This is a genomic window from Eubacterium sp. CAG:161, assembly GCF_000432355.1.
GTDB classification, from domain to species: Bacteria; Bacillota; Clostridia; order Lachnospirales; family Lachnospiraceae; genus Eubacterium_G; species Eubacterium_G segne.
The window spans coordinates 36803-48230 of the sequence record NZ_HF991857.1 but is presented as its reverse complement, the minus strand read 5'-3'; the positions used below and the strand labels follow the sequence as shown (position 1 = coordinate 48230).

Annotated in this window: 15 protein-coding genes; 12 read left to right on the top strand and 3 right to left on the bottom strand. The window is 32.9% G+C overall.

What is annotated here, in order from left to right; genetic code table 11:
- Nucleotides 1-346, top strand: a 346-nt coding sequence (locus Q5O30_RS04030) for an IS3 family transposase (RefSeq protein WP_302674568.1), incomplete at its 5' end; no start/stop codon positions are given.
- A 61-nt stretch (nt 347-407) separates the two neighbouring features.
- Here Q5O30_RS04030 and Q5O30_RS04025 read toward each other — a convergent pair.
- Entirely contained in the window at nt 408-1064 is a 657-nt protein-coding gene (locus Q5O30_RS04025; protein ID WP_021952477.1) for a viroplasmin family protein, read from the bottom strand.
- Between the two features lie 23 nt (nt 1065-1087).
- Nucleotides 1088-1909 (bottom strand): L,D-transpeptidase, encoded by an 822-nt coding sequence (locus Q5O30_RS04020; protein WP_021952476.1) that lies wholly within the window; start codon nt 1907-1909, stop codon nt 1088-1090.
- 162 nt (nt 1910-2071) lie between these two features.
- On the opposite strand from Q5O30_RS04020, the gene glnA reads away from it, so the two are divergent.
- The 10 genes from glnA (at nt 2072) to Q5O30_RS03970 (ending at nt 10513) form a co-directional block, all read left to right on the top strand.
- Nucleotides 2072-3403: a type I glutamate--ammonia ligase gene (gene glnA / locus Q5O30_RS04015; protein ID WP_021952475.1), complete on the top strand. Its 1332-nt coding sequence runs from the start codon at nt 2072-2074 to the stop codon at nt 3401-3403.
- Between the two features lie 14 nt (nt 3404-3417).
- Nucleotides 3418-3966: an ANTAR domain-containing response regulator gene (locus Q5O30_RS04010; protein ID WP_021952474.1), complete on the top strand. Its 549-nt coding sequence runs from the start codon at nt 3418-3420 to the stop codon at nt 3964-3966.
- A 21-nt stretch (nt 3967-3987) separates the two neighbouring features.
- Entirely contained in the window at nt 3988-5202 is a 1215-nt protein-coding gene (locus Q5O30_RS04005) for an LL-diaminopimelate aminotransferase (protein WP_021952473.1), read from the top strand.
- A 422-nt stretch (nt 5203-5624) separates the two neighbouring features.
- A complete protein-coding gene (locus Q5O30_RS04000; protein ID WP_021952472.1) occupies nt 5625-5798 on the top strand; it encodes a matrixin family metalloprotease in 174 nt (57 codons plus the stop codon).
- A 36-nt stretch (nt 5799-5834) separates the two neighbouring features.
- The gene (locus tag Q5O30_RS03995; protein ID WP_021952471.1) at nt 5835-6500 is read left to right on the top strand and encodes a hypothetical protein; all 666 of its coding nucleotides are present in this window, start codon (nt 5835-5837) and stop codon (nt 6498-6500) included.
- Between the two features lie 330 nt (nt 6501-6830).
- Nucleotides 6831-7550, top strand: coding sequence for a LytTR family transcriptional regulator DNA-binding domain-containing protein (locus Q5O30_RS03990; RefSeq protein WP_302674567.1), 720 nt, complete (start codon nt 6831-6833; stop codon nt 7548-7550).
- 106 nt (nt 7551-7656) lie between these two features.
- The gene (locus Q5O30_RS03985; protein ID WP_021952469.1) at nt 7657-8754 is read left to right on the top strand and encodes a hypothetical protein; all 1098 of its coding nucleotides are present in this window, start codon (nt 7657-7659) and stop codon (nt 8752-8754) included.
- A 17-nt stretch (nt 8755-8771) separates the two neighbouring features.
- Nucleotides 8772-9098, top strand: a complete 327-nt coding sequence (locus Q5O30_RS03980; protein ID WP_302674566.1) for a hypothetical protein — start codon at nt 8772-8774, stop codon at nt 9096-9098.
- A 315-nt stretch (nt 9099-9413) separates the two neighbouring features.
- A complete protein-coding gene (locus tag Q5O30_RS03975; RefSeq protein WP_021952467.1) occupies nt 9414-9602 on the top strand; it encodes a hypothetical protein in 189 nt (62 codons plus the stop codon).
- Nucleotides 9603-9751: 149 nt separating this feature from the next.
- Nucleotides 9752-10513 (top strand): NYN domain-containing protein, encoded by a 762-nt coding sequence (locus tag Q5O30_RS03970; protein ID WP_021952466.1) that lies wholly within the window; start codon nt 9752-9754, stop codon nt 10511-10513.
- A 44-nt stretch (nt 10514-10557) separates the two neighbouring features.
- Here Q5O30_RS03970 and Q5O30_RS03965 read toward each other — a convergent pair whose 3' ends face one another.
- Complete coding sequence (locus Q5O30_RS03965; protein ID WP_021952465.1) at nt 10558-10845, bottom strand: helix-turn-helix domain-containing protein; 288 nt, start codon at nt 10843-10845, stop codon at nt 10558-10560.
- A gap of 188 nt (nt 10846-11033) precedes the next feature.
- On the opposite strand from Q5O30_RS03965, the gene Q5O30_RS03960 reads away from it, so the two are divergent.
- Nucleotides 11034-11428: Ig-like domain-containing protein (locus tag Q5O30_RS03960; RefSeq protein WP_302674565.1), on the top strand; the 395-nt coding region annotated here is incomplete at its 3' end.

Here is an 11428-nt window from a genome sequence, read left to right as displayed (position 1 = left end):
GGTACATATCAGTTCGACGGTCTCTTTTTCTGACTGCCCATTTCGAAGGACCTTTCACTCAAATCAAGGATGGGCATATCAGATGAAAGCTTATTCACATAGACTTAGAGAAGAGAAAATATTTCAAAGCATGTCACGAAAAGGTAATTGCCTTGATAATTCAGTCATGGAAAATTTCTTTGGTCTGCTTAAACAAGAAATATACTATGGAACTGTTTATTACAGTTATGAAGAATTGAAAACTGAAATTGAAAAATATATAAGATATTACAATGAAAAAAGAATTAAAGAAAAACTAGGATGGTTGAGTCCTGTCCAATACAGACTCAGCCTCTTGGTTGCATAAAAAATGCGTAACAGATATTAAAACCTGTTACGCAATAAAAGTCTAACTTTTTGGGGTCACATCAAACTCCGCAGGCTTTTTTTGCAAGGCTATCAGCTAAATCATTATATTTATCACCGGAATGACCTTTCACTTTCTCAAAAGTTATGTCAACCGATTTTTTGATTTTATCATAATATTTTTTGTAGGCAATGGTACCGTCCTTATTGGTTTTCCACTCTCCGGTACACCATTTTGCAATTCCCATATAATCATAATATATTGAAAGCTTCTTAATGCCTTTTTCCAAGGCATATTTCATAGCCGCCATGGAACCGTAAATTTCACCGGCAACATTCCTCATAGAAGCCATTTGGACATCATTTCCGGAATCATAAAGGTGGGTTTCAGTACCATTATGAAACATAACCACACCGTATCCAAAAACACCGGTTGCAGAATTAAAGCTTCCATCCACATATGCTACTGCCTTAGACGGAGTGGTAATAGGCATGTCACTGTCAAAGGTTGTATCATCATCTTCATCCTTTGGTGCCTCTGTGTCAAAAAGACTTAACTGAGTACCCTCCTGCCCTAAATATGCGTAGGCATCAGATATGTTTTTGAAGCTTTTGTACAATGCACCGGGATATCCGTCAACGTTTGCTTTACATTCCTCCCAGGTTTCGTATATTCCGGTTTTTTCACCAACTTTAACGGCATAATATTTTTTTGCCATAAGATTTCATCTCCCAAAATAATTTATTCATTAATCTGCTCCGTGGCAGAAGTCTGTTCTGTAGTAGGAACCTGCTCTGTATCAGAATTGTCTGTAGCAGTATGGTTTTTCCAAGGGTTACTGATATTAGAATCCGTGGGATCCCAGGTTTTATAAGGGTCCGATTCCTTTATTTTCTTAATCTTTTTAACTTTAATAGGAGACTTTTCTCCTTTTTCGCTATAAATAGTTACAGATGTTCCTTCATTACAATGGTCATAAATCCATTTAATATCCTTAACACGGAAACGTATACAACCAAGGGAGGAAGCTGTTCCTAATTTATTATACTCCCAATATTCCAATGAATCGTTAGTTGCATATTGGTAAGGTACTGAATGAAGCATAATCTGACCATAAATGCGGATGGCGTACTGGGCATAGGTATTATCTACCATAAGGCGCCAGTCATATCTCTCAGAAATACTAAAAGTACCAAGTGGAGTAGATTCCGGGTCTTTACCGGTGGAACAGATAAATGCCTTGTGAGGAATACTGTAAACCCCCTTTTTGTCAATGCCATAAACAACAGCAAAATTTTCAGCACGGTTTATCTTTATCATATAAGGGTGCTTGGCCTTGTGGTCAATGGCTTTTTTTTTCTTAACTTTTTTCTTTGTAGTTTCTTCAACAGTGGTGGTTTCCGGCACTGTTGTAGTTTCCCGGGTAGTAACATTAACTGTAGTACATGTCTCTATATTTGTAATATTGTCGGGGTTATTTTCCTGTAATACTAATGCTAAAAACATAATAAAAATAGTAGTGGAAAAAATACCCAGCATAATGTGATTTTTGTATTTTATCATTGGTTTTCTCCGTTAATTTTTCTTGCTAACTTATTGTATAATGTTAAAGAATTAATTGCAATAGGATAAAATTACTAATTTCATTCTATCAACTTTATTGACGGAAATAAGGGTATTTGATATTATTTAGGAAGAGCTATTTTGAAAGGAGCAGAAACAAAAATGGGTTACACAAAACAAAAAATCTTAAATATGGCAGAGACGGAAGATATTGAATTTATCAGACTTCAGTTTACGGATTTGTTTGGAACATTAAAGAATGTTGCCATTACAAAAAGCCAGCTCGCAAAGGCACTTGACAATAAAATTATGTTTGACGGTTCATCAATTGAGGGATTTGCCAGAATAGAAGAGTCCGATATGTATTTATATCCGGATTATAATACCTTTGAGATATTACCTTTCAGACCACATCAGGGAAAGGTTGCAAGAATGATTTGTGACGTATATAAGCCTGATGGAACACAGTTAGAAAACGATCCGAGATGCATTTTAAAGAAGGTTATTAAGGAAGCATCAGATATGGGTTATATTTTTAATGTAGGACCGGAGTGTGAGTTTTTCCTTTTCCACACAGATGATAATGGCGGACCTACAACTATCAGCCACGAAAAAGGAAGTTATTTTGATTTAGGCCCTACTGATTTAGGTGAAAATGCACGTCGTGATATGGTACTTAACCTTGAAGAAATGGGATTTGAAGTAGAAGCATCACATCATGAGGTGGCACCTGCACAGCATGAAATAGATTTTAAATATGGCGAAGCATTAGATATAGCTGATAAAATTATGACATACAAGCTTACAGTTAAAACCATTGCAAAACGTCATGGTTTATATGCATCATTTATGCCAAAACCAAAATACGGAATGTGTGGTTCAGGTATGCATATTAATATGTCATTGTCAGATAAAGAAGGAAATAACATATTTGCCAAAGCTGATGATGAAAACGGACTTAGCGAGGAAGCATACAGCTTTATAGCAGGATTAATGGAACATATGAGAGCTATGACAGCCATAACTAATCCTATTGTAAATTCATATAAGAGATTAGTTCCGGGATATGAAGCACCTACATATATTGCATGGTCAGCTACTAACAGAAGTCCACTTATAAGAGTTCCCGCTGCAAGAGGAGCAGGCACAAGAGTTGAGCTTAGATGTCCTGACTGTGCTTGTAATCCATATCTTGCCATTGCAGTATGTTTAGCAGCAGGACTTGATGGCATTAAGAGAAAATTAAAGCCTGTAACCAGTGTACAGAAAGATATTTTCTCAATGACAGACGACGAAAGAGAAGAAATTGGAATTGAAAGTCTTCCAAAGAACCTGTACGAAGCTATACAGGAAATGAAAAAGTCCCCATTTGTAAAGAATGTACTGGGAAAAGATGTATACAAGAAGTATATTAAGGCAAAAGAAGATGAATGGATGGAATACACTTCACAGGTAACAGATTGGGAAATCGACAGATATCTTGACCGAATCTAGTTTAGGAGGGCAAATTGGCAGGAATTATAGTAGTATTCCCCAAGCCGGAGGACAGCAAGGCCATAAAAAATCTGTTGGTGCATAACGGATATGAAAGTGTATTTAACTGTACTACGGGTTCAAAGGCGATTACATTGGCAGATACTTTAGGTGAAGGGGTTATTATCAGTGGGTACAGAATGACTGATATGCCTTATACAGACATCCTTGACAATGTAGAAGGAAGATTTGAGATGTTGCTTGTGGCATCGAAGCAAAAGCTCCTTGAAGATAACCGTGGCGTGGCAATGGTAGAAATGCCTATTAAGGTTAGGGATTTCTTAAATTCAGTGGAGCTGATGCAAAACAATATTTATGCTAAATTAAGACGTAAAAAACGCGTTGTACACCAAAGGACTGAAGAAGAACAAAGTGTAATAGATGAGGCAAAGTCAGTTTTAATGGAGAAAAATAATATGTCAGAAAACGAGGCTCACAGATACATTCAGAAGTCGGCCATGGACAGTGGCAGAACTATGGTGGAAACTGCGATATCGGTTCTGAAAATTATGTATAAAGAATAAGGAAAGAAGGACAGAAAAAAGATGTACAAAATTAATGAAAACTACTTAAAGTTACCGGGAAGTTATTTATTCTCAAATATTGGAAAAAAGGTTACTGCATATAAGGCTGCAAATCCGGACAAAGATGTTATCAGTCTTGGAATCGGCGACGTTACACAGCCGTTAGCACCGGCTGTAATTGAGGCATTGCATAGTGCCGTGGATGAGATGGCAGATGCTGCTACATTTCATGGATACGCACCGGACCTTGGATATGAATTTTTAAGAAGTGCAATCAGGGACAACGATTACAGGGAAAGAGGAGTAGACATTGCTTTAGATGAAATTTTCATCAGTGACGGAGCAAAGTCAGACTCAGGAAACATTGGTGATATTTTTGCTGTTGATAACAAAATAGCAGTTTGTGACCCTGTATATCCTGTATACGTTGACACAAATGCCATGGCAGGCAGAACTGGAGATTACATTGCTGATGAGGAAAGATGGAGTAACGTAATTTATATGCCTTGTACCAAGGAAACAAATTTTGCACCGGAACTTCCAAAGGAGACACCGGATATTATTTATCTTTGCTTCCCTAACAACCCTACAGGTTCAACAATTACAAAAGACCAGTTACAGGAATGGGTAGATTATGCTAACAAGGTTGGAGCAGTTATTATTTATGACGCTGCTTACGAAGCATATATTTCAGAGGAAAATGTTCCTCATACAATTTATGAATGTGATGGTGCAAAGACATGTGCCATCGAACTTAGAAGTTTTTCAAAGAACGCAGGATTTACGGGAACAAGACTTGGATTTACGGTTATTCCTAAAGAATTAAAGTCTAACGGTGTTATGCTAAATTCATTATGGGCAAGAAGACATGGAACAAAATTCAATGGTGCACCGTATATTATTCAAAGAGCCGGAGAAGCTGTTTATTCAGAAGCAGGAAAGGCACAGACAAAGCAGCAGGTGGCTTATTATATGAATAATGCTAAGACTATTATTGAAGGCCTTAAGTCAGCAGGATACACAGTTAGCGGTGGCGTTAATGCACCATATGTGTGGTTAGAGACACCTGATGGAATGTCATCATGGGATTTCTTTGACTATCTGCTTACAAAGGCAAATATCGTGGGAACTCCGGGTTCAGGATTTGGACCAAGTGGAGAAGGATATTTCCGACTGACAGCATTTGGAACATATGAAAATACATTAAAAGCAATAGACAGAATTAAAGCGTTATAAAATTAAAAAGTGCTTTTACGGATTATATTAAATAAGAAATGGATGCTACATTAGTGGCATCTGTTTTTTTGTAGCAAAAGTGTGACCGTGGATGTTATGCTCACACAATCCAACTAGTTGTTAAGTATATTTACCATCCATAAAATTTTATTATAATAGGAATCCACTTACTATGATTAGAAACAAGAGGGAAAATAGTGTTGCATATAATTATATAGGTATTGAGTGTGGATACAGAGGAACTATGCATTTATGGTAGGTTAAAGAAAAAATGTTATTTTAACCGGTAATAATGTCATTTAAACAGTGTTGTATTGAAAAAAAATGTTAATATGTAATAATTGTCATTGTAAACATTAAATCTGGATTGAATACAATTTAATCTGCAAGACAGAAAAGATAATCTGAGAGGAGAAACAAATTTGACTAAAATTGCAGTAATAACACATGAATTTGGGCATGCGTTAGGTATGGATGATAGTAATTCAAAAAAAACAATAATGTATAAGAGTACACCAGTGGTTAATGGGTTACAAAAAATTGATAGTGCAGCATTGGAATATTTAATGAGAAGTCATACTGGATATTGGGGGTAGAATAAGATGAAAAAAATATTGGAAAGGTAAGGCTATATGAAAAAAAAACAGATATGTATTTTTGTAATTGTAATTATTGCTGTTATTATTGGTGCAATGATTTATTTTTACAGCAATGGAAATAATAATACGATTGAATTAAAGAAATCTGCTGGTGGAATAGAAGTAAGCTATGTGGATGGAAATTATAAAAATGAGTCAAAAAGTAATTTGGCTGAGATAAAGCAGGATAAAATCTGGAATGATGATAAGTATTGCATAGTTGAGGGTACAGTAGAAAAGGCGAATAATATAGAAATCAGGATTGATGATAAAAAAATGTATAATGCCATTATTGAAATCAAGGTTGAATCAGACATTAAAGGAAAAATAAAAGAAGGAAGCACGATTTCTGTTTTATCAGGATGTGCCACCATGAAAGAGGAAATATATCAGGAAGATTCATATATTAATTCTCAGATAGAAGAGGGGGACAGAGGAATATTTATAATTCACAAATATGGTATAGATGACACTTTGGAATTAAACCAAAAGATTTTATATTTGTCAGAACTTGCCGACTATGGATTTGAAGATGCTGAAAGATTTGCTTTTCTTGAAAAAAATGGGAATACATTATTTAGCAGTAACTTTTATAAGGATTTAAAAGATAATGCCAAGCTTGATGAGGTGAAGAGTTACATAGAGGACAAAATTAAATAAATGTAAGTTAATACGTTACCGGATATGTTTATAGTAAGACGTCCGGTAACATTTTTTTGTAGCAAAAGCCCGGCAAGCTAATCGCATTTGCACGAAATATCATTTGTTGGGCATAAGAATATCGAAAAGCTACAACTTATGAAACACTTGATGTGTTTCATAATCTACACTTTGAGATATCCGCTGCCTACAATCGGGTAGGAGTCAGCCTACTTGATTTAATAGAATTGTATATAATTGGTGGCTTTTTGCATATTGTTGGCAAATTTGAGATTAACAATATTAAAATGTTTCAAAATGTGATAAAATGCTGAAATTAAAGTACATTGTGTGAAAAAAGGAAGAAAGACAAATATGATGAACATTGGAATGTATGACCTAAATAAAAATGACCGCACAATTTTGGAAAGAATATTAATTGATATGAAAACAGATGATAAAATATATAATTATAAAAACTATAATGATTTAGTTAAAAGTCTTGAGAGATTAGATTTAATAATTCTTGAAATAACATTATGGGATTGTGATGGAATAAGTCTGGCAAGAAAGATTAAAGAGAAATATAAAGATCTTGATATTATTTTTATTTCAGATAATTTATCAAGAGTAGATGAGGCTTTTGAGGTTAAAGCATATACCTTTTTACAAAGACCATTTAAAGAGGAAAAAATGGCTAATATTTTATGCAAATTACATAAAGAAAAAGAAAGAAAATATTTTGTAATAGAAAATAAAAAAGAGATTATTAAGGTCAGTGAACATGACATAATTTTTTTGGAAGGCTATGGGGATGGAACATATATACATATGAAAAACGGAGTTATTGAATCTAAACATTCACTTGTATGGTGGAAAGAAAGGCTTAATCAGGTTGAGTATTTCTCACCATATAGAGGTTATTTAATAGCTTTGAAATATGTTTTAATAATAAAGGAAAATAGCGTTATTATGGAGTATTGTAGTGAAGAAGTTCCTATGGCGAAGAGAAAAAGAAAAAAGGTGAAAGAGATATTTGTTAGGTATATGAAAATGCAACATGTCAGGTAAGGTGAAAAATGTTTGTCATTTGAAACGAAAAATATTGAAAAAAATTAGTCGCTGGCATACAAAGCGAATGGATTGATACTTTGCAAAGGAAGAATAGAGAGGATTTATGAGAAGTTTAGTAAGAAAAATAATGTGTATGGCATTAGTAGTTGTAGTGCTATGTGGTTGTGGAAAAACAAATGAAAAAGTTGGAAAAAACGTAGATACGGAAAACATAAAAATCCCTAAATATAAAAAGGTTATCCTAACAGATTTGGAAAACTGTAATATTAATTTTATTAAAAATATGCCATATACCGATTTTGATTTTAAGATTATTTCCACGGAAAAATTAGACGAAAAAAAATTAGATATTAAATTTGATACAACATTGGAATATGAGTGGAGTATATCTGATAGCGAAGTTGAAGGTGAAAATAAATTTAGTTATCCTCTGCTGTGTGCATATAATGGTTATGAGGTAAAAAAAATAAAATCACAAATTGAACAGGTAAGTAATGAAGATTATCAAAGATGTGTAACAGAAAATAAAAATTTCCCCAAACTTTATGTATACACTGTTTCAACACAAATAGATATGGAAAATGTAAAGAAGGATGGAAATTATGAAATAAAAGGTATGACCGTTACATATGATGGTGATGAGTATAAATTTGACATTGGAAAAATAAGTGTAGATAAAAAGCAAACAATGAAAGAAACTTTTGCTCAGGATATAGATGGTGAAAATTCAGCAATGCAGACAATAGATGGCTTAGATTATATATCTATGGATTCTAATTTTGATATAACATTAGATGGCATTATTGAAACATATAAGGATAAATTGGAAATCAAATCAATATATTTAAAAAATGTTGATGATACCATAAAAGTTAAAAACATAAGTATTTCTACATCTAATGAAAATGGTACAGTGGAATTTGATTATGATAAGAACGGAAATAATGTAATTCCAAAGGAAACAAGTACAACTATTATTTTAAAATGCAGTAATGATATTTTAGAAAACAATATCGGAAGTTACATTTCGCCAATTGTATGTATTGATTATAAATCAGGTAAAAAAACAGGTATTTTGAATGTTCCGGTAATGGCGAGAGGGTACTCAAGAAGTGCACAAGAAATATATGCATACGAAATTGATAAGGTTGACATATTTAATCTATATTTGAAAAATTTAGCAAAGGAAGATAAAGAATAGTGAAAGCAAAATACTTTTTGATATTTGTAGTGTGTGTATTGATATATTGTATTCCGTTAGGAGCGGTTATATCAATTTCCAATAAAGAAATAAAAAAATATAATGAGGACAAGGATTTTAAGACTGAACTTATGGCATATGGTGCAATAGAGGAAGTGAAGAAAACCGATATGCGGGAATATTATAAAGTGGATGTAACAGTAACATCTATAGAAAATTTAAAAATCACATTGAGCAATGAGGCAAATGTTCAATGTCGGGAAGGTGAGGAAATTCACAAAAATGAAGTGTTGACCAATGACAGAGGAAATGTTATTTTTCAGTTTTTTGCTGGGGCATTATAGTTATGCTGGTTGATATTTTAATATCAATTGCCACAATTATGATTTCAATGTGTGGAATTAAATTGTATAAATGGTTTGCAGAATATCAGGTATGGAGCATAAGAATAACATCATATTCTGTAATCACGTTAGTCATCTGTAGTGTGTTTCTATCCTTGTTTTTTAGTGTCTTGTTTGCAGTAATGTCTAGCAGGGTAGAAATTGTTAAGTACCTTAAATGTGAATAATAAATGAATAATCAATATCCAATGCACATTTGTCTGAAAATCTGTTATAATAGGACTTGCGATATTTAGAAAATTTTGGAGGAATACAATGCAGGAGAGACCAAGTAAATTAGTTTTTTGGATGTTTTTTGGAGGACTTATTCTTATAGTTGCAGGAAATATGGCAGATTATTATGTAAGTGGAAGTCATATTGGAACAATTCTTACGGTTATTGGATTTGTGGTATGGGCAATTTTACTGGTTATGAAATTCTTTTATGATAAAAAAAATAAATAATGGATTAGTGGAAAGTGTTATTTAATAACAACATTTTTCATTAGGTAAGGTAAAAAAGAAACGGATTTGCAATGGGATATTAAAATCTGTTTCTTTTTATTATAATTCTGTTATAATAATATAGGAAATTTAAGGAAAGGAGGAAAAACGTGTTTAACGGACTGTTTAATAAGAGTGGAAAACATTCGGCAGCGGTATTTGTTGATTATGAGCATTGGTATTATGGGTACAATAATATTTTTTCCATGAAACCTAATGTAGAAGAGTGGTATGAAGAATTAACTGAAGAGTATAGTGTAAAGAACATAGTATTTTTTGGCGATTTTCATGGAAATTCAATAGAAAAGGAATTGCCACGATTAGAAAAAATAACGAAGAATGTAGTTCATACGGCAAGCACAAAAGACGGTGTTGATAAAGATTTTACGGATTTTATTATTTTAGATGCAATATATCGTGAAGCTGCAAAGAAGAATTCACCGGATGTTTTTATTATTTTTACAGGGGATGCACATTTTAATTTGGCAATAAAGTATTTGCGTGAGTTGAAAAAGAAAGTCATTATATATGGAGTAAAACATTCCCTTAGTAATAAGCTTAAGTCATCAGCCAATTCATATGTTGAAATGCCAAGGTCTAAACAGGAGCAGCAGTATTATTATGATGCAATATTAAATTCTTTATATATCGTAAAGAAAAGACGTAAAATGGCTACATATGGCAAGACAATAGAGAGCGTTTCTGCTCATAGTGGGGTATCAAAAGAGCGTATTCAGGTGGCATTAAATGACCTGATGAATAACAAATATTTGAATCTTGAAGAAATAAAATATCATGGGAAAAAACCTAAAATTTTAACTGTTGACTGGGAAAGAGTAGAGCAGGATGGCTTATGGGAAAAAAATAAATAAAATGTGACAACATAAATAACACTATCTTTATCCACAAGATAGTGTTATTTTTTTCTTTTCATGGCAGATATGAGGTTTAATAAAGCGTCCACTTCTTCCAGTGATAAACCGGATAAATCAATATTGTTTTTATGTTCAATGCCAAGCAAAAAATCAGTTGTAACTCTGAAAATATTTGAAATTGCAATTAACACATCATAGGATGGCATTCTTAGTCCGTTTTCGTAGGCGCTTATTACGGATTTGGTTAATCCTAATTTCTGAGAAAGCTGGAATTGAGTCATATTATTCTGTATTCTTAATGTTTTTAGTCTGTTTCCAAAATCAACCATTTCAAAACCTCCTAAACACAGTTTACTATATAATATGTAAACAACGGGTTGATTATGTGTTTACTTAGTTGACTAAGGAAGATTGTTTGATTATAATTTTAATATATACATTAATATTTCAAAATAAAAAAAATTAATGTATGTAACTTGAGGGTGTAGGTATCAGAAAATAAAAAGGAGAAAATGAAATGGAAAAGAAAATTAAGAAACTATTGGTTATTTTATCAGTAATTGTGATGTCTTTTATTGTACTTCCAAATACCGGTGTAAGTGCGGCATCAAAAGCTAAGTTAAATAAGAAATCTGCAACAATCTATGTTGGAAAAACAGTGACACTAAAGGTTAAAAACAATAAGAAGAAGGTTAAGTGGATTTCATCAAACAAAAAAATAGCAACAGTTAGTAAAAGGGGAAAAGTTAAGGGAAAGAAAGCAGGAAAAGTTACCATAACTGCAAAAGTTGGTGGCAAGAAATATAAATGCAGGGTTACAGTTAAGAAGAAAAAGGCTACAACTGTAACTGTCAAGGATAAAATAAAGAATGCCTGCATAAAATATGGTACTGTGTCTGAAGATATGTCAGG

What these genes read in the sequence shown, in the direction of transcription:
- Q5O30_RS03995 (WP_021952471.1), top strand. Translation starts at nt 5,835, where the DNA reads ATGAAAAAAAAACAGATATGTATTTTTGTAATTGTAATTATTGCTGTT.
- Q5O30_RS04025 (WP_021952477.1), bottom strand. Translation starts at nt 1,064, where the DNA reads ATGGCAAAAAAATATTATGCCGTTAAAGTTGGTGAAAAAACCGGAATA.
- Q5O30_RS04020 (WP_021952476.1), bottom strand. Translation starts at nt 1,909, where the DNA reads ATGATAAAATACAAAAATCACATTATGCTGGGTATTTTTTCCACTACT.
- Q5O30_RS04005 (WP_021952473.1), top strand. Translation starts at nt 3,988, where the DNA reads ATGTACAAAATTAATGAAAACTACTTAAAGTTACCGGGAAGTTATTTA.
- Q5O30_RS03965 (WP_021952465.1), bottom strand. Translation starts at nt 10,845, where the DNA reads ATGGTTGATTTTGGAAACAGACTAAAAACATTAAGAATACAGAATAAT.
- glnA (WP_021952475.1), top strand. Translation starts at nt 2,072, where the DNA reads ATGGGTTACACAAAACAAAAAATCTTAAATATGGCAGAGACGGAAGAT.
- Q5O30_RS03985 (WP_021952469.1), top strand. Translation starts at nt 7,657, where the DNA reads ATGAGAAGTTTAGTAAGAAAAATAATGTGTATGGCATTAGTAGTTGTA.
- Q5O30_RS03975 (WP_021952467.1), top strand. Translation starts at nt 9,414, where the DNA reads ATGCAGGAGAGACCAAGTAAATTAGTTTTTTGGATGTTTTTTGGAGGA.